General features: G+C 70.2%; 16 protein-coding genes. 11 read left to right on the top strand and 5 right to left on the bottom strand.

The features are described 5' to 3' along the window. Nucleotides 1-451 precede the first annotated feature (451 nt). The 5 genes from AQI70_RS16905 (at nt 452) to AQI70_RS16885 (ending at nt 5,810) form a co-directional block, all read left to right on the top strand. Entirely contained in the window at nt 452-1,204 is a 753-nt protein-coding gene (locus AQI70_RS16905; RefSeq protein ID WP_003998196.1) for a GntR family transcriptional regulator, read from the top strand. A gap of 351 nt (nt 1,205-1,555) precedes the next feature. Beyond that, nucleotides 1,556-1,747 carry an SPOR domain-containing protein gene (locus AQI70_RS16900; protein ID WP_062150228.1) on the top strand — a complete coding sequence of 64 codons (192 nt, stop codon included), beginning with the start codon at nt 1,556-1,558 and terminating at the stop codon, nt 1,745-1,747. Nucleotides 1,748-1,809: 62 nt separating this feature from the next. Next, entirely contained in the window at nt 1,810-2,229 is a 420-nt protein-coding gene (locus AQI70_RS16895; RefSeq protein WP_062150225.1) for a (deoxy)nucleoside triphosphate pyrophosphohydrolase, read from the top strand. An 82-nt stretch (nt 2,230-2,311) separates the two neighbouring features. Beyond that, complete coding sequence (locus AQI70_RS16890) at nt 2,312-2,776, top strand: ATP-binding protein (RefSeq protein ID WP_425264618.1); 465 nt, start codon at nt 2,312-2,314, stop codon at nt 2,774-2,776. Between the two features lie 280 nt (nt 2,777-3,056). Further along, nucleotides 3,057-5,810: a SpoIIE family protein phosphatase gene (locus tag AQI70_RS16885; protein ID WP_062150219.1), complete on the top strand. Its 2,754-nt coding sequence runs from the start codon at nt 3,057-3,059 to the stop codon at nt 5,808-5,810. Between the two features lie 389 nt (nt 5,811-6,199). Here the strand turns inward: AQI70_RS16885 and AQI70_RS16880 are convergent, their stop codons facing one another. Then, on the bottom strand, nt 6,200-7,864 hold the full coding sequence (locus tag AQI70_RS16880; protein WP_062150216.1) for a hypothetical protein: 1,665 nt from the start codon (nt 7,862-7,864) through the stop codon (nt 6,200-6,202). Between the two features lie 100 nt (nt 7,865-7,964). Here AQI70_RS16880 and AQI70_RS16875 point away from each other — a divergent pair, with 100 nt between their 5' ends. Beyond that, nucleotides 7,965-8,957, top strand: coding sequence for a phosphotransferase (locus tag AQI70_RS16875; protein WP_062150213.1), 993 nt, complete (start codon nt 7,965-7,967; stop codon nt 8,955-8,957). Between the two features lie 96 nt (nt 8,958-9,053). Here the strand turns inward: AQI70_RS16875 and AQI70_RS16870 are convergent, their stop codons facing one another. From AQI70_RS16870 to AQI70_RS16855, 4 genes are read right to left on the bottom strand one after another with little or no spacing between them, the layout of a single operon-like run. Further along, nucleotides 9,054-9,824 carry a succinate dehydrogenase/fumarate reductase iron-sulfur subunit gene (locus AQI70_RS16870; protein ID WP_062150211.1) on the bottom strand — a complete coding sequence of 257 codons (771 nt, stop codon included), beginning with the start codon at nt 9,822-9,824 and terminating at the stop codon, nt 9,054-9,056. Further along, nucleotides 9,821-11,764, bottom strand: coding sequence for a fumarate reductase/succinate dehydrogenase flavoprotein subunit (locus AQI70_RS16865; protein ID WP_062150202.1), 1,944 nt, complete (start codon nt 11,762-11,764; stop codon nt 9,821-9,823). Before AQI70_RS16865 ends, AQI70_RS16870 begins: the two co-directional genes overlap by 4 nt. Nucleotides 11,765-11,785: 21 nt before the next feature. Then, nucleotides 11,786-12,607, bottom strand: a complete 822-nt coding sequence (locus AQI70_RS16860) for a hypothetical protein (protein WP_062150198.1) — start codon at nt 12,605-12,607, stop codon at nt 11,786-11,788. A 31-nt stretch (nt 12,608-12,638) separates the two neighbouring features. Continuing rightward, the gene (locus AQI70_RS16855; RefSeq protein WP_062150196.1) at nt 12,639-12,929 is read right to left on the bottom strand and encodes a hypothetical protein; all 291 of its coding nucleotides are present in this window, start codon (nt 12,927-12,929) and stop codon (nt 12,639-12,641) included. 355 nt (nt 12,930-13,284) lie between these two features. Here AQI70_RS16855 and AQI70_RS16850 point away from each other — a divergent pair, with 355 nt between their 5' ends. The 5 genes from AQI70_RS16850 (at nt 13,285) to AQI70_RS16830 (ending at nt 22,480) form a co-directional block, all read left to right on the top strand. Further along, a complete protein-coding gene (locus tag AQI70_RS16850) occupies nt 13,285-15,618 on the top strand; it encodes an ABC transporter family substrate-binding protein (protein WP_062150193.1) in 2,334 nt (777 codons plus the stop codon). 446 nt (nt 15,619-16,064) lie between these two features. After that, the gene (gene typA, locus AQI70_RS16845) at nt 16,065-17,972 is read left to right on the top strand and encodes a translational GTPase TypA (RefSeq protein ID WP_062150190.1); all 1,908 of its coding nucleotides are present in this window, start codon (nt 16,065-16,067) and stop codon (nt 17,970-17,972) included. 530 nt (nt 17,973-18,502) lie between these two features. After that, a complete protein-coding gene (locus tag AQI70_RS16840) occupies nt 18,503-19,537 on the top strand; it encodes an ABC transporter permease (protein ID WP_062151881.1) in 1,035 nt (344 codons plus the stop codon). 64 nt (nt 19,538-19,601) lie between these two features. Next, nucleotides 19,602-21,410, top strand: a complete 1,809-nt coding sequence (locus AQI70_RS16835; protein ID WP_062150187.1) for an ABC transporter substrate-binding protein — start codon at nt 19,602-19,604, stop codon at nt 21,408-21,410. Nucleotides 21,411-21,499: 89 nt separating this feature from the next. Continuing rightward, on the top strand, nt 21,500-22,480 hold the full coding sequence (locus AQI70_RS16830) for an ABC transporter permease (protein WP_062150184.1): 981 nt from the start codon (nt 21,500-21,502) through the stop codon (nt 22,478-22,480). The last annotated feature ends 43 nt before the right edge of the window (nt 22,481-22,523 follow it).

Below are 22,523 nucleotides of genomic sequence, written 5' to 3'. Positions count from 1 at the left end.
GGCGTCAACACGCGGCACCTCCTGGCCCAAGGGGGCCGCCGGTCCGAGGACGGACACCCCCCGGCGCGGCCCCGACCCCCAACCGCACCGCAGGCGCTACGCGCACCCCCACCCCACCCCCACAGGCCGCCGCAGGCATTCGCACGCGCACCCCCGGTACGTCGACGGCCCCACGACCGTCACCGCGCGCAAGGCTCTGGGCCTGGACACCACCGTGCCGTCGTACGAGGAGGACCCCGGCACCGGCGACAGTGGGAGCGAGGACGGCAGCGGCGGCGGCCTCAATGTGTGAGCGGAGGTGTGAGCGCGGCTATAGCGGGGAGAAAGTGCCTGCGTAAAGCCCCCCGCAAGCACAAGTCATCACATCGAGTGATTCTCTGGCCTTTGCTTGCATGGGACAACCCACGGTTGCCAGGCTGTTGCTGTCTGTACAAGCTGATGGGAGCGGCCAGTGACTTTCGGTGAGCAGCCGGCGTACCTGCGCGTCGCGGGTGATCTCCGCAAGAAGATCGTCAACGGTTCACTGCCACCGCACACCCGCCTCCCGTCCCAGGCCAGGATCCGCGAGGAGTACGGCGTCTCCGACACCGTCGCGCTGGAGGCGCGCAAGGTACTGATGGCCGAAGGCCTGGTCGAGGGCCGCTCCGGCTCCGGGACGTACGTCCGCGAGCGCCCCGTACCCCGCCGGATCTCCCGCTCCGGCTTCCGCCCGCCGAGCGGCGCCACGCCCTTCCGTCAGGAGCAGGCCGACGGCGAGGCGCGCGGCACCTGGGAGTCCCGCAGCGAGCAGGCCGAGGCGAGCGGCGCCGTCGCCGAACGGCTCGGCATCCGGCCCGGCGACCGCGTCATGTGCACGCGGTACCTCTTCCGGGAGGCCGGTGAGGCGATGATGCTCTCCACGTCCTGGGAGCCGCTCGCGGTCACCGGCCGCACGCCCGTGATGCTGCCCGAGGAGGGACCGCTCGGCGGTATGGGTGTCGTCGAGCGCATGGCCGCCATTGACGTCGTCGTGGACAACATGACGGAGGAGGTCGGCGCGCGCCCCGGCCTGGCCGAGGAGTTGCACGCCCTGGGCGGTGTCCCCGGTCATGTGGTCCTGGTCATCCAGCGCACCTACTACGCGTCCGGCCGTCCGGTGGAGACGGCCGACGTGGTGATCCCGGCGGACCGCTACCGCGTCGCGTACCACCTCCCGGTGAAGTAGCGCACACCTTTGGTGAAGTAGCGCCCGCGTTCCCGGCAGTTGCCGCGGCGGAGCCTCAACTTCCGTCACTTTCCCAGCGGTTGGAATCTGGCCCTCTTCCCAGGTCGAGGCGGGCATGTGCGGCATGCCCGTGACCGGATGCATCGACCTCGGTGCACGGCGCACTCATTGCCGTGCGCCCCCTGCGGCTTGGCTGGTTGCGTACCTCTTTGTGAAAAGCCGTATTCGCTGCGTAAAGGTTAGGCGTAGGCTCGGGCATATGCGGATTGCGGTTTCCTTAGCGGGCGGGGCACGGCACAGGCCGCGAGCGGGACTCGGGCGGTCGTGGGCGGGAAGGAGCAGTGGGGCGCGATGAACGACAGCACGATCACTCTTCCCTGGCTCGTCGTCCGGCAGGACGACAACGGCAACCGCTACCGCGTGGGCCGGTACGCGACACGGGCGGAGGCCCAGAAGATCGCGGACAGCCTCGACGGTCGCGGACACAAGCAGCTGTACTGGGTCGAGCGGATCGCTCAGAACGGGGACGGCGCGGACAGCTGACGACTCCGCGCCTCCGAGACTCCGCGCCTCCGCGACTCCGCGCCTCCCGTAGGCTCCGGCGCATGACGGAACGGATCGTGGTCGGCGCCGCGCTGCTGGAAGGGGGCCGACTGCTCGCGGCACGCCGTAGCGCGCCCGAGGAGCTGGCCGGGCGCTGGGAGCTGCCCGGGGGGAAAGTCGAGCCCGGGGAGACGCCCGAGGAGGCGCTCGTGCGGGAGCTGCGGGAGGAACTCGGCGTGGAGGCCGAGGTGCTCGGGCGGGTGCCGGGGGTGTGGCCGCTGAAGCCGCCCTACGTCCTGCATGTGTGGACCGCCCGCCTCCTCCCCGGCGCCGCCGACCCCAAGCCCCTCCAGGATCACGATGCGCTGCGCTGGCTGACTGCCGCGGAACTGTGGGACGTGGACTGGCTGGACCAGGACGTGCCGGCCGTTCGTGAGGTGGCGGTGCTGCTGGGGGCGGGGGACCCGCGGTCGCCGTCCTGACTGCCCGACTTCACTGCCTGGCGTCCGCTGGCGTCCCCTGGCATGCCCACCCTCACGCGGTACTGCTCCCCGAATATCGGGTATGTGCCCATTAACCCCACGAAACCGGACATGGGTGGACGCACGGGCCTGGGAAGTGATCGGCGTGATCGACACCGAGGGCGACCGCGCCGAGTGGACCTTCCCCGCGGAGGCGGGCGCCGTCCGCGCCGCGCGGGCCGCCGTTCGCGGCCGGCTGCGCGACTGGGGCCTGGACAGCCTCGCCGACCTCGCGGTGCTGCTGGTCAGCGAGCTGGTGACCAACTCCCTGAGGCACGCCACGGGCCCCATCGGGGTGCGGCTGGTGCGCCCCGTCGTGCTCGGCGACGTCCTCCTGGTCGAGGTCTCCGACCCCCTCCCCGACCCGCCCCGCGAACGCGTCGCCCGCCCCGAGGACGAGAGTGGCCGAGGACTCCAACTCGTGGCCCACTCCTCGCGCCGCTGGGGGACCAGGCCGGGCCGGAACACGGGCAAGACGGTGTGGTTCGAACTCACGGTGCCGGAGTGACCCGCTCCACAACCCGTCAGTAGCCGGCCCCGGCGGTGTACGCCCCCTCCCGCGCTGTCGAACGGATGGTTCAGGCCAGTGGCAGTTGGCGAACCGCGTGATTCGACTGCGTGTCCGCTGGTTAGAAGACTGGAAGTGTTTCCGCGGCCGGGACCGAAAACCATCGGGACCGTGCTGTGATCGTGAACACCGTGTTGTGGCGGGCCGTAGTGCTGGATACTGCGGGCAGCCGCCGCCGGTGACCGGTGCCGGACGCGGTGAGCTGGAGGGGACGGTTCGCGTGAGCGAGATACCAGCGAAGGCCACGGGGTCCGAGGACCCGTCGGACGGCGCGAGGGCGAAGGCCGGGGGAGAGCGGGCCTACGACATACAGGGCTCCCACGGCTCACAGGGCTCTCGCGGGACACGGGCCCCCTCCGCCGACCCGAATCCGAACCCGAACCCGCATCCGCATCCGCATCCGAACCCGAGCCCGGGCCCGGGCCCGGACCCCGGATTCCCCTTCGACGAGGCTCGCCCGGGGGACCCCCTCTGGCAGAGCAGTCCGCCCGGCTCGATCTACGACTACATCAAGGTCGCGTCCTTCTCCATCGGCCCCGACGGCCTGGTCGACCAGTGGAGCCTGCGCGCCGAGCAGCTCTTCGGCATCCCGGCCGAGCGTGCCGTCGGCATGGACCCCATCGAGGCGTTCATCGATCCCGACCTGCGTGAGCAGGGCCAGCGCAAGATGGCCGAGATCCTCGACGGGCGGGAGTGGACCGGCGTGGTCCCCTTCCGGATGCCGGACGACGGCGAGGGCGGGCCCGGCAAGGACGGTCTCGCCGAGGTGTACGTCATGCCGACGCGGACCGAGGACGGCGAGAAGGCCGCCGTATGCATCGTCGTCGATGTCCGCACACTCCGCCGGATGGAGACCGACCTCGCCGCCTCGCAGGCCATTTTCGGTCAATCTCCGTTCGGCTTCGTGCTGATCGACCCCGAACTGAAGGTCCGTCGCGTCAACCAGCGGTTCGCCTCCCTCTTCGGCGGCACACCGGACGACCACCGCGGCCGTGGCGTCCACGACTATCTCCCCCGCCCCGAGGCCGACCGGGTCGTGGCCACCCTGCGCCGCGTCCTGGAGAACGGCGACGCCATCACCGACATGCACGTCACGGGCTTCCTGCCCGGCTCCGACGAACGCCGCCACTGGTCCATCAACCTCTACCGGGTGCGCAGCGGCAGCGGCCGTCCCATCGGCATCGCCTGGCTCGGAACCGACATCACCGCCCGCCGCGCCGCCGCCCGCGAGGCCGCCGCCGCCCGGCGCAATCTCGCCCTGCTGAACGAGGCCGGTGCCCGCATCGGCAACTCCCTCGACCTGGAGACCACGGCGCGCGAACTCCTCGACGTCGTGGTCCCCGGCTTCTGCGACCTGGCGACCGTCGACCTCTACCAGGGCCTGCTGGCCGGCGACGAGACCCCGCCGGGCCTCGCCGACGGCAGCGCGGAACTGCGCCGCGTCGCCTTCGCCAGCGCGGTCTCCGACGCCCCCTTCACCGGCACCGGCGCCCCCGTCGCGGTCGGCGCCGTCCACCACTACCCCTTCAACTCGCCCTGCGCGGACGCCCTGCGCACGGCCCGCCCGCAGATCGTCCCCGCCGAGGACGGCGGCCTCGTCCAGTCCACGCTCGCCGTGCCGATGGTCGCCCACGACACGGTCGTAGGACTGGTGCAGTTCGCCCGGACGAAGGGCAGCGAGCCGTTCGGCGACCGGGACCGCGACCTCGCGGTGGAACTGGCGGCGCGCGCGGCGGTGTGCATCGACAACGCCCGCCTGTACCGGCGTGAGCACGAGCGCGCGCTGATACTGCAACGGTCCCTGCTGCCGCCGGGGGACCCGGTCGCGTCCGGCCTGGACATCGCGTGCCGCTACCTGCCGGGCAACTCCTCCTCCGACCGGCCGAGCGAGGTGGGCGGTGACTGGTTCGACGTCATAGAACTCCCCGGCCACCGCACGGCGTTGGTCGTCGGGGACGTCATGGGCCGAGGTCTGCGCGCGGCCGTCGCGATGGGCGAACTCCGTTCGGCCGTACGAACACTGGCCCTCCTCGACCTCGAACCCGCCGAAGTCCTCTCCGCGTTGGACGAGATCGCACGCGGCCTGGGCGCCCCCGGCGGCGTCCAGCAGGCCACCCGCGCGGCCCGCCGCCCCCGCGAGAAGGACCTGTCCGAGGTGTACCTGGCGACCTGCGTGTACGCCGTCTACGACTCGGTCACGCGCCGCTGCACCTTCGCCAACGCCGGCCATCTGCCGCCGGTCCTCGTCGAACCCGGTGAGTCGGCGCTGATGCTGGACGTGCCGCCGGGGATGCCGCTGGGCGTGGGCGGGGAGCCGTTCGAGGAGGTGGAGGTCGAACTGCCCGAGGGCGCGCTGCTGGCCCTCTACACGGATGGACTGGTCGAGTCCCGCGACCACCCCCTGGACGAGGGCCTCCAAGCCTTCGTCGGCGCGCTCACCGACCCGACGCGCCCCCTTGAGGACGTCTGCGACCACGTCCTCAACACCCTCGACTCCCACCACGGCGAGGACGACATCGCCCTGCTGATGGCCCGCGTCCAGGGCCTGCCCGCCGAGTCGGTCGGCGACTGGACCCTCCCGCGCGAGCCGCGCAGCGTGGGCCGCGCCCGTGAGTACGCCCGCGGCCAGCTGCTGTCATGGGACCTGGAGCCCCTGGTCGACACCGCGGAACTCCTGGTCAGCGAACTTGTCACGAACGCCCTGCGCTACGGCGAGGGCGAGATCAGACTGCGCCTCCTGCTGGACCGCACCCTGGTGTGCGAGGTCTGGGACTCCGGCCTGGTCCAACCGCGCCGCCGCCGCGCCCGCGACACGGACGAGGGCGGCCGAGGCCTGCAACTGGTCGGCCTGCTCAGCGCCGCGTGGGGCTCCCGGCGCACCCCGCGCGGCAAGACGGTCTGGTTCGAACTCCCCCTGCCCGGCGGCGAGAACGGACTCGCGGACCCCGCGGAGGCCCTGCTGAGCCTGTTCTGAGCCCGCCGCGCACGCGGGACGGCGCGCGGCCCTCGGCGGACAGCGAGCCTGCCACCGCGCCGCCGCCGTGCCCGTGACACGGACGGGGGGGCGGCCCTGGCCTGCTCAGTTCCGCCTGGGGCTCTCGGCGCACCCCGCGCGGCAGGACGGTGTGGTTCGAACTGCCGCTGCCCGGCGGGGGGAACGGGCTCGCGGATCCGTTCGGTCATCGAGCTGCCGCCGCGAGCGCTCAGGCGCGGGCCGAGGTCTGCCGCTGGTCGGCCTGCTCAGTGCCGCCCGGGGCCCCGGCGCACACCGCGTCGCAGGACGGTGTGGTTCGAACTGGCGCTGCGCGGTGGCGAGAACGGACTCGCGGGTCCGGCGGCCAGTGGCCCTGCCGCCGCGCCCCCTCAGGTGCCGTCCGTGTCGCCGCGTCGCCCCCGCGTGCGGGGTCCGCCGAAGGCGGCGGGTGGGCCGCCGTGTGGCTCCCCGCCCAGCAGGACCCCTCCGAGGACGGCTCCGGCGAGTCCGTTCACGTCCTTGTCCGGGCCGTCGATGGGATGGCCGTGCACGCGCACGTCCTGCTCGGCCAGCTCGCGGGCCTGTCGCGCCAGGGTGTCGGCGGCGAGCAGGTCGTCGAGCTCCCGACGCACAGCCCGGCCGGGGGCCATGGACGCCGGCGGAGCGAGCAGCCGCCGCGCCTCCGCCAGCCGGGTACGCGCCTCATCGCTCACCGCCGCCCGATGCGTCGCGACCACATCGTCCGCACCGGCCACCGCACTGTGCGCGCAGCACAGAGCGGCGGCCGGAATCACTCCGGCCCGCCCCGCGACGACGGGCGCGACGGCCCGCACGATCCGCCGCAGCAGGTCGAGGGGGTCGTACGGCCCTGAGGTCAGCTCTTCCCGTACGCCGGCCAGGACGAGGTCGGCATGGGCGACACGGGCGCGCAGCTCACCGGGAGGGACGTCCGCGTACGGGTCCTCCCGGTACGGGTCTGTCACCCCCGTCAGCGACTCCCGCGCCCCGGCGATCTCCGCCTCCCCGCCGGTCAGCGCGGCCGGCACCATCGTCGCGGCCGTCGCGAGCTCCCCGGCGAGCCGGTCGACGCCGTCGATGAGGACGGCGGCCTGGGCGATGGCGCCCTCGGCCGCCCGCAGCCGGCCCGCGGCCCGCTCGTTCTCTCCCGCGTCGGCGAGCTGACGGGCCTGGTTGAGGCGTGTGGTGGCGAACACCAGCCGGTCCTTGGCCTGTTCGACATGGCCCGTGACGGCGGCGGTGGCGGAGGGGGCGTACCGCTCGGCGAGCTCGCCGAGGGTCGCGTCGGTACCCCCGGCACGCCCGGTCAGCTCCCGAAACCGGGCCTCGGCGACGGCCAGCGCCTCGCCCAGCCCGCCGCCCAGGCCCTCCTCCAGCCCCCGCAGCTGGTCGAACGCGGCGGCCTGCGCATCCAGCAGCCGCCCCGCCTCCGCGCACCGCCCCACGATCCCCGCAAGGACATGCCGCCGAGCCGCGCTCTCGTCCGGAACTCCTCCCTCGTACTGCCACCGCATCCGGAACGCGACCGCCAGCTCGCCTTCCGCGTCCCGCAGAGCCCGTGCGAACGGCTCGACTCCCTCCGCCCCGAACCGCCCCTCGGCGAACCCGAGCTCCTCCCGGCCGACCCGCACCCAGTCATCGGCCTCGACCAGCAAGGCCCGCGCCCGCTCGTCGAGTTCCCCGACGGGCGGCTCCGCTTCCCGAACCGGCGCCCCACCGGGTGTCGTACGCTCCCGCGCCCGCCGCCTGCGCCGCACGAGCCCGTACCCCGCGAGCACCCCCGCCACGACAACGGCCATTACCGGCAGCACCAGATCGGCAGCGGAGGTCTCCTCGTCCTGCCCCTGGGGCACGGCACCGGCGACGGGCCGGTCCGCACCGCCACCGCCCGCGACCGGCCCCCCGCTTGCGATCGTCATCCCGGGCAGCACCAGCCACACCATCCCGATCAGCCCGCCCACCAGGGCATGCACCACCCGCACCGATATGTGCGAGGTGCCACGCCGCGGCCGGCCCCGGATCAAGGATGACGTCATATTTCGGAGCGTATGAGCAGGAATGCTCCCGCGCGACCGGGGTGCGTCCGGGGAAGAAAGTCCGAGGCGGCCGGGCGGCGTATCGGGAAGACTGCGTGCAATGACCACCGGACGACGCCTGCTGACCGCCGCCGACTTCGCCCCTCTCACCCGCGCGGCCCTCGGGCCCACCCGCACCCTCACGGCCGTGACCCGGCTGCCGGGCGGCTCGAAGAAGGGCGTCTACCGCCTCACCCTCGACGACCGCTCCACCGTCATCGCCTACGTCTGGTCCGCCGACGAGGACCACTGGGACGCCGGCCCCTCCGACCTCCGCGATCCCTTCTCCCACGGCACCGGCCTCGACCTGTTCACCGCGGCGCACGACCGCCTGACCGCGGCCGGCGTCCGCACACCCCGCCTCCTGTACGCCGACCCGGACCGCGTCCACCTCCCGGCCCGGTCGGCGATCGTGGAGGACCTCCGCGGCGACAGCCTGGAGGCGGCACTGGCCCGCGATCCCCGGAGCGCCCAGCTGCCGCTGCGACGACTGGCCGAAGCACTCGACCGGATGCACGCCTGCGCGAGCCCCGCCGGCTTCGGCAAGGTCGCCCTCGTCGACAACGGCGGTTCCTCGTACGGCACCTCGTGCCAGGCGCGGGTCACCGAGGGGGCGCTGCGCGGCATCGAGGAGATCGCCGCGCGCGAGCCGCGGGCCGCCGCCGCACGCGAGGCCCTGGTGGAGGAGATCCACAAGCTGGCCGCCGAGGTCCGGCCCCGCGCCCGCCACCGCCTCATCCACGGCGAACTCGGCCCGGACCACGTCCTGCTGACACCCGACGGCCGGCCGGCCCTGATCGACATCGAGAGCCTGATGTACTTCGACGTCGAGCAGGAGCACGTCTTCCTCCAGCTCCGCTTCGGCCGCCACTACGACGCCCTGCGCGCCCCCGGCCTCGACGAGGCCCGCCTGCGCCTCTACCGCCTGTCCATGCACCTCGGCCTGGTCGCCGGCCCCCTGCGCCTGCTCGACGGCGACTTCCCCCGGCCCGGCCCCATGCGGGCGATCGCGGAGTCCAACCTGGTGCACGCGCTGGAGCTCGTGGGAAGGTGACCGGCATGCACGGGATCGCCGGCCAGGCGGTGTTCTTCGTGGGCCTGGCCCTCCAGATGCTCGCCCAGCGACCGGGCCGTACTCCCCGCGAGCCCGCTACGAGGAACGCCTCCTGATCTTCGACCCCAGCCACACCAACGGGTCGTACTTGCGGTCGACGGCCCGTTCCTTCAGGGGGATCAGCGCATTGTCGGTGATCTTGATGCCCTCGGGGCAGACCTCCGTGCAGCACTTGGTGATGTTGCAGTAGCCGAGGCCGTGCTCCTCCTGGGCCGTCGCTTTGCGGTCGAGACCGGTCTCGGCGGCCGCGTCGAGCGGGTGCATGTCCAGTTCCGCCACCCGCATCAGGAAGCGCGGACCCGCGAACGCCCGTTTGTTCTCCTCGTGGTCGCGGACCACATGGCAGGTGTCCTGGCACAGGAAGCACTCGATGCACTTGCGGAACTCCTGCGAGCGGTCCACGTCCTCCTGCATCATCCGGTACTCGCCGGGGCCGAGGTCCGCCGGCGGCACGAAGGACGGGACCTGCCGTGCCTTCTCGTAGTTGAAGCCGACGTCTGTGACCAGGTCCCGTACGACCGGGAACGCCCGCAGCGGTGTGACGGTGATCGTCTCCTCGCGCTCGAACACCGACATCCGCGTCATGCACATCAGCCGTGGCCGCCCGTTGATCTCGGCGGAGCACGAACCGCACTTGCCCGCCTTGCAGTTCCAGCGGACGGCCAGGTCGGGCGCCTGAGTGGCCTGGAGGCGGTGGATGATGTCCAGGACCACCTCGCCCTCGTTCACCTCGACCTTGAAGTCCTCCAGGCCGCCGCCCTGCACATCGCCCCGCCACACCTTGAAGCGGGCCTCGTAGCTGCTCACTGGTACAGCTCCTCTTCGGCGAGGTACTTGACCAGCTCCTCCTTGTCGAAGAGAGCGAGCAGGTCGGGGCGGACGGGGTCGGTGGTCTCTCGTACGAGGGTGATCTGCCCGTGTTCGGGGTCGGTGGCCGCCAGGCCGCCCGTCGGATCGGCCAGCCGGCACAGCAGGTTGATGTTGCGCCACTTGCGGTCCATCGTCGGATGGTCCTCGCGGGTGTGGCCGCCGCGCGACTCCGTGCGCTCCAGCGCCGCCCGCGCCACGCACTCGCTGACCAGCAGCATGTTGCGCAGGTCGAGCGCGAGATGCCAGCCCGGGTTGAACTGGCGGTGGCCCTCGACGCCGGCCCGGCGGGCGCGTACCCGAAGATCCGCGAGCTTCTCCAGGGCCTGCTCCATCTCGCCCTCGCGGCGGATGATGCCGACGAGGTCGTTCATGGTCTGCTGGAGCTCCTGGTGGAGGGTGTACGGGTTCTCCGGCGGGCGTCCTTCGCGCTCGCCCCCGGCCGGTCCCTCCGCCGAGAAGGGGCGCAGCGCCTCCGCGGCGGCCGTGTCGACCTCCAGGTCGCTGACCGCGGGGCGTTCGAAGGCCTGCGCGGCCGCGTACTCGGCGGCGTGCCAGCCCGCCCGGCGGCCGAAGACCAGCAGGTCGGACAGGGAGTTCCCGCCGAGGCGGTTGGAGCCGTGCATGCCCCCGGCCACCTCACCGGCCGCGTACAGGCCCGGCACCCCGCGCGCCGCCGCGGTCTCGGAGTCGACCGCGATGCCGCCCATGACGTAGTGACAGGTCGGCCCGACCTCCATGGGCTCGGCCGTGATGTCCACGTCCGCCAGCTCCTTGAACTGGTGGTACATGGAGGGCAGCCGGCGCTTGATGACCTCGGCCGGCATGCGGGTGGAGACGTCCAGGAACACACCGCCGTGCGGGGAACCACGGCCCGCCTTCACCTCGGCGTTGATCGCCCGCGCCACCTCGTCGCGGGGGAGCAGTTCAGGAGGCCGCCGGTTGTTGTCCGGGTCCTCGTACCAGCGGTCGCCCTCCTCCTCCGACTCGGCGTACTTCTCCTTGAAGACGTCGGGGATGTAGTCGAACATGAACCGCTTGCCCTCGGAGTTGCGCAGCACCCCTCCGTCGCCACGCACCGACTCCGTGACCAGGATGCCCTTCACCGACGGCGGCCAGACCATGCCCGTCGGGTGGAACTGCACGAACTCCATGTTCAGCAGCGGTGCCCCGGCGAGCAGCGCCAGCGCGTGACCGTCGCCGGTGTACTCCCAGGAGTTCGACGTCACCTTGAAGGACTTGCCGATGCCGCCCGTCGCGATCACGACGGCCGGGGCTTCGAGGACGAAGAAACGGCCGGTCTCGCGCTCGTAGGCGAAGACCCCGGAGACCCGGCCGCCGTCTTTCAGGATCCGCGTGACCGTGCACTCCTGGAAGACCTTCAGCCGGGACTCGTAGTCGCCGGTCTCCTTGTGGTCCTCCTGCTGGAGCGAGACGATCTTCTGCTGGAGCGTGCGGATCAGCTCCAGGCCGGTGCGGTCGCCGACGTGCGCGAGGCGCGGGTACTCGTGGCCGCCGAAGTTGCGCTGGGAGATACGGCCGTCCTTGGTGCGGTCGAAGAGCGCGCCCCAGGTCTCCAGCTCCCACACCCGGTCCGGCGCCTCCTGCGCGTGCAGTTCGGCCATCCGCCACTGGTTGAGGAACTTGCCGCCGCGCATGGTGTCGCGGAAGTGGACCTGCCAGTTGTCGTGCTCGTTGGCGTTGGCCATGGCGGCCGCGATGCCGCCCTCGGCCATCACGGTGTGCGCCTTGCCGAACAGCGACTTGCAGATCACGGCCGTACGGGCGCCCCGCTCGCGCGCCTCGATCGCGGCACGCAGGCCCGCGCCCCCGGCGCCGACCACGACGACGTCCCACTCCTGCCGTTCGACCACGGACATCAGTTCAGTCCCCACTCACGATTAGAAGAAGCGCGGATCGTCGAAGACCCCGGACGCGACGAGATAGACGTAGAAGTCGGCGAGCGCCACGCTCACCAGCGACGTCCAGGCGAGCAGCATGTGACGGGCGTTGAGCTTCCCGACCCACTGCCACATCCGGTAGCGCACCGGGTGCTTGGAGAAGTGTTTGAGCTTGCCGCCGACGATGTGCCGGCAGGAGTGACAGGAGAGGGTGTACGCCCAGATCAGCACGATGTTGACGAGGAAGACGAGCGTGCCGAGGCCCATGTGGCCCCACTCGTAGTTCTCGTCGCGGAAGGCGAGCACCGTGTCGTACGTCAGGATCCCGGCGACCGGGATCGCGGCGTAGAAGAAGTACCGGTGGATGTTCTGCAGGACCAGCGGGAAGCGGGTCTCACCGGTGTACTTCTTGTGCGGCTCCGCCACCGCGCAGGCCGGGGGCGACATCCAGAAGCCGCGGTAGTAGGCCTTGCGGTAGTAGTAGCAGGTCAGGCGGAAGCCGAGCGGGAAGATCAGGATGATGATCGCGGGGGAGACGCCCCACCAGCTCCCGAACAGGTCCCAGTTCGGCCCGGCGCGCATGGGCTCGCAGTTCTCGGCCAGACAGGGCGAGTAGAACGGGGAGACGTACGGCGCCGCGTAGTAGTCCGCGTTGGCGAAGGCCCGCCACGTCGAGTACACGACGAAGGCCAGCAGACCGGCCGCGGTGGCGGCCGGGGCCAGCCACCAGCGGTCGGTCCGCAGATGCGGGGCGGCGATCGCGGCGCGCGTACCGGTGTGTACGCCGCCGCTGTTCAGATGTGGTTCCGTACCAGTGGCCAATGCATGACTCCGGTCGGGTCGGGGGGAGGGTTCAGGGGGCGCGGCGGTCCCGGGCGCCGAGCCCCTCGTCGTCGGTGTCGATCCACAGCGAGTCGTCGTACGGCGTGTCGGGAATGGTGACGAGCTCCGGTTTGCGCTGCGTGGCGGGGCTCTGGGCCGCGTCCCGCAGCAGCGCGACGCTCTCGCGCAGATGGTTGGCGTCGGTACGGACGCGGCGCATCTCAAGCCCGCCGGTACCGAGCTGCTTCTCCAAGCGGCCCACGGACCGGGACAGGTCGTCGAGGCAGCGCTGGACAGCTGTCAGGTCGTCTTGCACGGACATGACGTGACCTCACTTCCGCGGGCCCTTCGGCCCTGGGTGGCAACGTTCATGCGCCTGCGAGTGTTGCGCGTCACACGTGCCGATGTGAAGGCATGTGCAGCGATTGGCGGATTGCACGCCTCCGACGCGCGCCCGCACGCGCTCTGTGTACGCCGGGGAGTCGGGGGAGTGCGGGGGGTTGCGTTGCTCCGCCCGGGTGGGCTTGCGCGCCCCCGCCGCCGTGTCGGCTCCGGCTGGCGAATCCATTCCTCTTCAGTGGAGGGCCTTAGATCTGATCAGCTCCAAAATACCGCCAAACGTGATCAGAACGCACTAATTGTCACCGGCGGGAGCCGCTCCCCGGAGGTACGCAGTGATGTCCCACGGCATCGGATCCAGGCCCTCTCGCGCGGTCATGCGCTCTGTCGCCTACCTCACTGCGGGTGGGCTCGCGGTCTCCGTCCTCGCCGGATGCAGCGACCCCGACCCGGCCGGGAAGCCGCTGGCCGGGCAGGACATCGCCCCGGCCGGCCGGGCCCAGATCGCCGAGGGCGGCACGCTGCGGTGGGCCGTGGACGCCGTACCCGAGACGCTGAACACCTTCCAGTCGGACGCCGACGCCACCACGACCCGGATCGCGCAGGCCACCCTGCCGTCGATGTTCCGGCTCGACCAGAGCGGGCGGCCGGAGCGCAATCCGGACTACCTGGAGTCCGCCAAGATCGTCGAGACCGAGCCCAAGCAGGTCGTCCTGTACAAGCTCAACCAGCAGGCCGTCTGGAGCGACGGCCGCGAGATCGGCGCCGCCGACTTCGCCGCCCAGTGGCGGGCCCTGTCCGGCAAGGACAGCGCCTACTGGACCGCCCGCAACGCCGGGTACGACCGGATCGAGAAGATCGAGCGCGGTGACAACGACCTGGAAGTGCGGGTCACCTTCGGGCAGCCGTACGCCGACTGGCGGTCGCTGTTCTCGCCGCTGTACCCGAAGGAGGTCATGGGCACGCCGGACTCGTTCAACGACGGGGCGCGGCGGAAGCTGAAGGTCAGTGCCGGGCCGTTCGCCGTGAAGAAAATCGACCGCAAGGACGACGAGATCCGGCTCACCCGCAATCCGCGCTGGTGGGGGCAGCGGGCCAAGCTGAACGAGATCGTGCTGCGGGCCGTGCCGCGCGACCAGCGGGCCGCCGAGCTGGCCGCCGGGCGGCTCGACCTGGCCGAGATCGACCCCACCGCGGCCCGGCGCATCGCGCTCGCCGCGCCTCCCCGCCCCGCGACCACTGGTGCCGGCGTCAGTGCCGGCGCCAGCGCCTCCGGTACGCCGCTGATGGGCCCGGACCGGCGCAAGAAGACCCCCGAGCAGCTGCGGGACGAGGCGGCGTTCCGGGGCTTCGAGGTGCGCAAGTCCCTGGAACCGGCGTACACCCAGCTCGCCCTCAACGGCGCCGACGGGCCGCTCGCCGACGAGCGGGTACGGCGGGCCGTGGCGCGCGCGATCGACCGCGAGGAGCTGGCGAAGCTGGTCCTCGCCCCGCTCGGCCTGCCCGCCGAGCCGGTCGGCAGCCATCTGGCGCTGTCCGGCCAGGCCGCGTACGCGGACAACAGCGGTGCGATCGGGGAGCCGGACACCGCGGAGGCACAGGCGTTGCTCGCGGATGCGGGTTGGGTGCGGGGTGGGGCGATCAAGGAGGGCGGGGACGCCGAGAAGGCGGCGAAGGGGGAGAAGGGGGAGGAAGGCAAGAAGGGGGAGAAGGCGGCGGGGGCGGAGGGGAAGAAGGCCGATAAGGCCGAGAAAGACGAGAGTGGCGGGAAGACCGGGAACGGCGAGAAGGGCGAGAAGGGCGAGAAGGGCGAGAAGGGCGAGAAGGAGAAGGGCGAGAAGGCGGAGAAAGAGGAGAAGAAGCCGGAGAAGTCTGAGAAGGCGGAGAAAGGCGAGAAGGAGTCGGAGTCGGCGGGCGGGGACGACGGGACGTACATCGTCGGGGAGGACAACAAGGCGGACGGCGGCGACGAGGGCCGCACAGGGGAGAACCTCGCCCACGACGGCAAGCAGTACGGCACCAAGCAGCTGCCGCAGCAGGGCGGGGCGCCCGGCGCGTACGCCCCCCGGGGCACCGCCGCACCGGCGGGCGCGGCGGCCCGGCCGCTGGCCAAGAACGGCAAGCCGCTGTCGCTGCGGTTCGTGGTGCCGTCGGGGGAGGGCTCGCAGACGCTGCGCACCGTGGCGGACCGGATCGGCCTCATGCTGGAGCGGGTGGGTATCCGCACCGAGATCACCAAGGTCTCCGACCAGAGCTACTTCAAGGACCACATCGCGTCCGGCCAGTACGATCTCGCCCTCTACTCCTGGCCCACCTCCGCCTACCCCGCCACCGACGCCCGCCCCATCTACGCCAAGCCGGTCCCGGCCGCCGACGGCTCCCTGAACGTCGAGCAGAACTACACGCGGGTCGGCACCGACCAGGTCGACCAGCTCTTCGACCAGGCGATCGCCACGCTCGACGAGTCCGAGGCCCGCAACCTGATCCGCAAGGCGGACTCCCGCATCTGGGCGGCGGCCGGGTCGATTCCGCTGTACCAGCGCCCTCAGCTGACGGCGGCGAAGAGGAACGTCGCGAACGCGGGGGCCTTCGGATTCGGGACGCCGGTGTACGAGGACATGGGCTTCCTGAAGAAGGGCACGAGGCCGTCGGCGCCCCCGTCGTCCAACTGACGTTCCTCGCCCCCGCCGCCCCTACCCATTCCCGTCCCCTGGGGGCCTGCGGCCCCCAGACCCCCGCTTCGGCCCTGAAGGGGCCTCGTCCTCAAACGCCGGACGGGCTGAAAGACGCGGCCGGCGCCGGGAAGTGACCGCCCGCCGAGTCGCGAGCCCCTGTGGGTGGGAACCGGCGCTGTGTGGCCTTTCGAGTCCAGCCTCCTGGCCGACCGAGTCGGGTGGTGGGTGGGCAAAGGCCCGGGGCGGAGACGCCGCTTCCGGCGGAATCCACCGCGCACGGCACCCCAAAAGGGGTCCCCACCTGCACCGACGTATCCCGGCGAGCCCCATCGGGAGCGGCCACGTACCATGGGGTGAGGCCGTGGCGTGTCCAGCCCGGCAGGGCCCGCGTAACACAGATGTACGCGAGAGCCGTCCTCACCACTCCGGGAGTACGCCGCAATATGGCCACGCGCCACGACATCCGCAACGTCGCCATCGTCGCCCACGTCGACCACGGCAAGACCACCATCGTCGACGGCATGCTGAAGCAGGCCGGTGCCTTCGCCGCCCACCAGCTCGACCAGGTCGACGATCGCATGATGGACTCGAACGACCTGGAGCGTGAGAAGGGCATCACGATCCTCGCCAAGAACACGGCGGTGAAGTATCACCCCAAGGACGGCGGGGACCCGATCACCATCAACATCATCGACACCCCCGGCCACGCCGACTTCGGTGGCGAGGTCGAGCGTGGTCTGTCGATGGTCGACGGGGTCGTCCTGCTCGTCGACGCCTCCGAGGGGCCGCTGCCGCAGACCCGCTTCGTGCTGCGCAAGGCGCTGCAGGCCCGGCTGCCGATCATCCTGTGCATCAACAAGACGGACCGGCCGGACGCCCGTATCGACGAGGTCGTCAACGAGACCTACGACCTCTTCCTCGACCTGGACGCCGACGAGGAGCAGATCGAGTTCCCGATCGTCTACGCCTGTGGCCGGGACGGCATCGCCTCCCTGACCAAGCCCGAGGACGGGACGGTCCCCACCGACTCCACCAGCCTGGAGCCGTTCTTCTCGACCATCCTGGAGCACATCCCGGCCCCGACCTACGACGAGGGCGCCCCGCTCCAGGCGCATGTGACGAACCTCGACGCCGACAACTTCCTCGGCCGTATCGCCCTGCTCCGTGTGCACCAGGGCGAGCTGAAGAAGGGCCAGACGGTCGCGTGGCTCAAGCGCGACGGGTCCGTCAGCAATGTGCGGATCTCCGAGCTGATGATGACCGAGGCGCTCACCCGCAAGCCGGCCGAGAAGGCGGGCCCCGGTGACATCTGTGCCGTCGCCGGTATCCCCGACATCATGATCGGCGAGACCCTGGCCGACACCGAGAACCCGGTCCCGCTGCCGCTGATCACGGTCGACGAGCCCGCGATCTCGATGACCATCGGCACCAACACCTCCCCGCTGGTCGGCCGCGGCGGCACCGGCAAGGGCGCCGACGCGAAGGCGGCCGTCAAGGACCGCAAGGTGACCGCCCGTCAGGTCAAGGACCGCCTCGACCGCGAGCTGATCGGTAACGTCAGCCTCCGCGTCCTTGAGACCGACCGTCCCGACGCCTGGGAGGTCCAGGGCCGCGGTGAGCTCGCGCTCGCCATCCTCGTCGAGACCATGCGCCGGGAGGGCTACGAGCTCACCGTCGGCAAGCCGCAGGTCGTGACGAAGGACGTCGACGGCAAGGTCTACGAGCCCGTCGAGCGCATGACCATCGACGTGCCCGAGGAGCACATGGGCGCCGTCACGCAGCTCATGGGTGTGCGCAAGGGCCGTATGGACAACATGTCCAACCACGGCTCCGGCTGGGTGCGCATGGAGTTCGTCGTGCCCTCCCGTGGTCTCATCGGGTTCCGGACCGAGTTCCTGACCCAGACGCGTGGTACGGGTATCGCCCACTCCATCCACGAGGGCCACGAGCCCTGGTTCGGCGCTCTCCAGACCCGTAACAACGGCTCGCTGGTCGCCGACCGCGCCGGTGCCGTCACCGCGTTCGCGATGACGAACCTCCAGGAGCGCGGCGTGCTGTTCGTCGAGCCGGGCACCGAGGTGTACGAGGGCATGATCATCGGTGAGAACTCGCGCTCCGACGACATGGACGTCAACATCACCAAGGAGAAGAAGCTCACCAACATGCGGTCGTCCACGGCCGATGTGGCCGAGTCGATCGTTCCGCCGCGCAAGCTGTCGCTGGAGCAGTCCCTGGAGTTCTGCCGTGACGACGAGTGCGTCGAAGTGACCCCGGAGGCGGTTCGCATCCGCAAGGTGAACCTGGACGCCCGCGAGCGCGCCCGCGCCGCGAGCCGCGCCAAGCACGGCTGAGTATCGGACATTTGAGCCCGGGCTCCCCCGTCATGGGGGAGCCCGGGCTTTTTGCAAGCCGTTTTTGGGTGGCCGAGAACCGACCTCGTGTCCGAAATGCGGAGATCCTCGCCCGATAGCCAGGTAACACGTCCGTTTCGCGACGTTCTTGGCGCCAACACTTTGTCCGGATTTTGGAAGGTCTACGCGGCAGCTGTGACTGAATTGAGATTTAAAGACGGTGGTCGGTAGTTGGCGCATGGCAGATAGTTAGCGGCAACCGCTCGGGTCAATGGGTCTCGCGCCGTGGGGACGGCGCCGACTCGCGAGCACCAGGGGGTGCCTGATCCTCCGTCAGGGGTGTCGGAGGATGAGTCGTAACACCCCCTCCTGTCGGTGAACTGTGTTGAGTCACGAGGAGGACAGTCCCATGAGGAAGTCGTCGACGGCTTAGTCCAGCCGTTCAACTACGCGCGTCCGGCTGCGGATTGCCCGCATGCCCCGGTTTGGCATACCCACACCTGCGAAACGGACGAACTGTGACAAGTCCTATCGACAGTCCTCCCGGCGTCGAGGGCGGCGGCGCCTCGGTCGTCGTCGACGGCGAAGAGCCGAAGAAGGCGAAGGCCGGGGACGCAGAGCTCGTCGGCCGGTCCCCCGGCCAGCTGATGTGGATCCGCTTCAAACGCGACCGCACCGGCGTGATCTCCGCCTACGTCGTCATCTTCTTCTTCCTGATCGGCCTGCTCGCCCCGGTGATCTCCTGGCTGTACGGCAAGGACCCGTACACGGTGTACGCCGACGAACGCCCCGAGCTGTTCGACAGCGCGGGCGTGCCGGTGCAGCCCAACGGCGGGATCAGCGGCGAGTTCTGGTTCGGCCTGGAACCGGGCAACGGCTACGACGTCTTCACCAAGCTGCTGTACGGCATCCGCACGTCACTCGGGATCTCGGTCGCGGTCACGCTCGCGACGGTGCTCACCGGGATCCTCCTGGGCGTGACGGCCGGCTATCTCGGCGGCAGGACGGACTACTGGATCAGCCGGGTCATCGACTTCCTCCTCGCCTTCCCCGCCCAGCTGTTCTTCATCGCCAGCATGCCGGTCGTGGTCTCACTCTTCGTCAGCCCGCGCGACGAGACCCCCGTCTACGTCCGGGTGGTCGCCCTCATCCTCGTGATGTGGTTCCTGGGCTGGATGAGCCTCGGGCGGATCCTCAGAGGCACCACACTCGCCCTCAGGGAACGGGAGTTCATCGAGGCGGCCAAGGTCAGCGGGGCCCCGCCCTGGCGGATCATCCGCAAGGAGATCCTGCCGAACGTGGTCACGCCGATCCTCGTGCAGGGCACGTACATGCTCCCCAACTTCGTGACCGCCGAGGCGGGGCTCTCCTTCCTCGGCGTGGGCATCGTCGAACCGACGCCGGACTGGGGGCAGATGTTCTCCAAGGCGTCCACCGAGCTCGTGATGCAGAACGACATCACCTACATGTTCTTCCCGGGCATCTCGATGATCATCTTCATCGTTGCGTTCAACCTGCTCGGGGACTCCGTCAGGGACGCCTTCGACCCCAAGACGGCGCGCTGACGCACTGGTTGGCACTTGGCACTTCCTTAGCACTGGTGACACACAGATGGGTGGAAACTGAGTGATGAGTAGGGGCGGACGCCGCGTATACGCCGCAGTCTCCGTGCTCGCGGCCGGGGCACTCGTGCTGACCGGTTGCAGCGAGGGCGGCAGCAAGGGCAGTACCAACGACAAGGAACAGAAGGAGAACGCCGAACGGCAGCAGGCGTCGATCAAGTTCGGGGACGCCGCGGCCTCCAAGGGGCCCGCCGCCGAGGTCCCCGGAGCCAAGCCCGGCGGCACCATCTCGGTGCTGGCCCGCGACAGTTACGCCCACCTCGATCCGGGCCAGATCTACGTCCAGGACGAGATGGCGGTCTCCCAGTTGCTGCACAGAGGCCTCACCGGCTACAAGGCGACCAGCAACGACGGCAAGAAGCACGAGGTCGTCGGCGACCTCGCCACCGACTCCGGCACCACCACGGACGGCGGCAAGACCTGGAAGTACACGCTCAAGGACGGCATCAAGTTCGAGGACGGCTCCCCGATCACCTCCGCGGACGTCCGCCACACCTTCGAGCGGCAGTTCGCGTCCTTCATCAACCAGGGCCCGCCCTACATCCAGCAGTGGCTGGCCGACACTCCGGGCGCCGACTACCGCAAGCTGCTGCCGGACGGCCCCTTCAAGGGCAAGCACCTGCCGGACAGCATCCTTCAGACGCCGGACGAGAAGACGATCGTCTTCAAGTTCAAGAAGCCGCACCCCGACCTGCCGTACGCCCTCGCGATGACGGGCTACGCCATCGTCTCCCAGAAGGGCGACACCAAGGAGAAGTACGACAAGGACCCGGTGGTGACCGGGCCGTACAAGATCCAGGAGTTCAAGTCCGGCAAGTCGATGGTGCTGGTCAGGAACGAGAACTGGGACCCGGACACCGACCCGCTGCGGCACCAGTACGTGGACCGGTTCAACATCACCTTCAACCAGCAGTACGAGGACTCCACCAAGGCCCTCCTCGCCGACAGCGGCAGCGACCGGACGGGCGTCAGCTTCAGCAACGCCGTCGACGCGGGCAACCTCTCCAAGGTCCTGAACGACCCGAAGCTGAAGTCGCGCACGGTCGGCGGCTACCAGCCGTACGTCGGCCAGATGAACATCAACCTGGCCCACCCGGAGATGAAGGACATCAAGGTCCGCAAGGCCATCGCCTACGCCCTCCCGGTCACGCCGTTCGTGCGGGCCTACGGCGGCACCGACGCGATGGAGGTCGCGGGCGGCATCATCAGCCCGACCGTCAGCGGCTACGACCCGTCCTTCGACCCGTGGGGCAAGAAGAAGAAGCCCGCCGGTGACCCGGCCAAGGCGAAGAAGCTCCTGGAGGAGGCCGGCAAGACCGGTATGAAGCTGACCTTCGGTTACATCAACACGCCCGAGGGCCAGCAGTACTCCACCGCCATGGCGGCGGGCCTGGAGAAGGCCGGCTTCGACGTCCAGCGCCAGGAGATCCCGGCCGAGACCTACTACGACCAGGTCAGCAAGCTGGACAACAACTACGACATCTTCCACACCGCGTGGGGTGCCGACTGGCCGTCCGCCTCGACCGTGATCCCGCCGCTGTACGACGGACGGGCGATCGCCGAGGGCGCCCAGAACTACTCGCAGGTCAACGACTCCAAGGTCAACAGCGAGATCGACCGGATCAACAAGATCACCGACCCGGTCAAGGCCGCCGAGGAGTGGAACAAGCTCAACGAGTACCTGGTGAAGGACGTCGTCAACGTCGTCCCGACCGCGTACTACAAGCAGACCCAGATCGCCGGATCCAAGATCGGCGGCCTCGTCTACGACGACATCATCGCCGGCGTCGACCCGCGCCGCCTGTACGTCAAGTAACCCCGCCCACCCGGCACCCGGTGCGTCCGAGCCCCGCTCGGGACGTGCCGGGTGCCGCCCGGCCCGCCGACGTCTGAGAGCTGCCTGCCATGCTGCGCTTCCTGGTCCGCCGGTCCCTCGGCGCCGTCGTCATCCTCTTCCTGCTGAGCATCGTCACGTTCCTGCTGTTCTTCGGAATGCCGCGTGACCCGGCGCTCCTGATGTGCGGCAAGACGTGCACCCCGGCCAATCTGGAGAACCTGCACCGGGTGCTCGGCCTCGACAAGCCGATCCCCGAGCAGTACTGGATCTTCCTGAAGAACCTCGTCATGGGCAGCGACGACTTCGCCCAGGGCCCCTGCCCCGCCCCCTGCTTCGGGTACTCGTACCACTCCAACGAGCAGGTCTGGGGCACCCTGATGGACCGTCTGCCCACCACCCTCTCGCTCACCCTCGGCGGGGCCGTCTGCTTCCTGATCATCGGTCTGGGCACCGGACTGATCGCCGCCTGGAAGCGCGGCACGCTCGTCGACAAGACCTTCACGGCCGGCGCGATGGTGATCAGCTCGATGCAGATCTACTTCCTCGGCCCCCTGGCCCTGGCGATCCTCGTCTACCAGACCCATGTCTTCGACAAGCCCGCCTACAACGAGTTCACCGAGAACCCGGCGGCCTGGTTCGGGGGACTGATCATCCCGTGGGTGGTGCTGTCCACGATCTTCGCCTCGCAGTACACCCGTATGGCGCGCTCGTCGATGATCGAGCAGCTCCAGGAGGAACACGTCCGCACCGCCCGCGCCAAGGGCATGTCCCGGCGGTACGTCTTCTTCCGCTACGCCTGGCGCGGCTCGCTGATCCCCATCGTCACCATTTTCGGCATCGACCTCGGCTCGCTGCTGGGCGGTGCCATCATCACGGAGTACACCTTCGGACTTCCGGGGCTCGGCCGGCTGGCGGTGGAGTCGGTGTTCTTCAGCGATCTGCCGCTGCTGCTGGGCGTGATGCTGTTCTCCGCCACCATGATCCTGCTCTGCAACATCGTCGTCGACGCCGCCTACGCCTTCATCGACCCGCGTGTACGGCTGGCCTAGTCCGCGCCGGGGAACCCTTCCAGAGGAACTGCTGATTGGGAGC

The organism is Streptomyces curacoi, assembly GCF_001513975.1.
GTDB lineage: Bacteria > Actinomycetota > Actinomycetes > Streptomycetales > Streptomycetaceae > Streptomyces > Streptomyces curacoi.
The sequence above is the reverse complement of the archived record's forward strand: the minus strand, read 5'-3'. Positions and strand labels throughout refer to the sequence as shown.

What these genes read in the sequence shown, in the direction of transcription:
- AQI70_RS16900 (WP_062150228.1), top strand. Translation starts at nt 1,556, where the DNA reads ATGAACGACAGCACGATCACTCTTCCCTGGCTCGTCGTCCGGCAGGAC.
- AQI70_RS16895 (WP_062150225.1), top strand. Translation starts at nt 1,810, where the DNA reads ATGACGGAACGGATCGTGGTCGGCGCCGCGCTGCTGGAAGGGGGCCGA.
- AQI70_RS16890 (WP_425264618.1), top strand. Translation starts at nt 2,312, where the DNA reads ATGTGCCCATTAACCCCACGAAACCGGACATGGGTGGACGCACGGGCC.
- AQI70_RS16880 (WP_062150216.1), bottom strand. Translation starts at nt 7,864, where the DNA reads ATGACGTCATCCTTGATCCGGGGCCGGCCGCGGCGTGGCACCTCGCAC.
- AQI70_RS16875 (WP_062150213.1), top strand. Translation starts at nt 7,965, where the DNA reads ATGACCACCGGACGACGCCTGCTGACCGCCGCCGACTTCGCCCCTCTC.
- AQI70_RS16865 (WP_062150202.1), bottom strand. Translation starts at nt 11,764, where the DNA reads ATGTCCGTGGTCGAACGGCAGGAGTGGGACGTCGTCGTGGTCGGCGCC.
- AQI70_RS16855 (WP_062150196.1), bottom strand. Translation starts at nt 12,929, where the DNA reads ATGTCCGTGCAAGACGACCTGACAGCTGTCCAGCGCTGCCTCGACGAC.
- AQI70_RS16850 (WP_062150193.1), top strand. Translation starts at nt 13,285, where the DNA reads ATGTCCCACGGCATCGGATCCAGGCCCTCTCGCGCGGTCATGCGCTCT.
- typA (WP_062150190.1), top strand. Translation starts at nt 16,065, where the DNA reads ATGGCCACGCGCCACGACATCCGCAACGTCGCCATCGTCGCCCACGTC.
- AQI70_RS16835 (WP_062150187.1), top strand. Translation starts at nt 19,602, where the DNA reads ATGAGTAGGGGCGGACGCCGCGTATACGCCGCAGTCTCCGTGCTCGCG.
- AQI70_RS16830 (WP_062150184.1), top strand. Translation starts at nt 21,500, where the DNA reads ATGCTGCGCTTCCTGGTCCGCCGGTCCCTCGGCGCCGTCGTCATCCTC.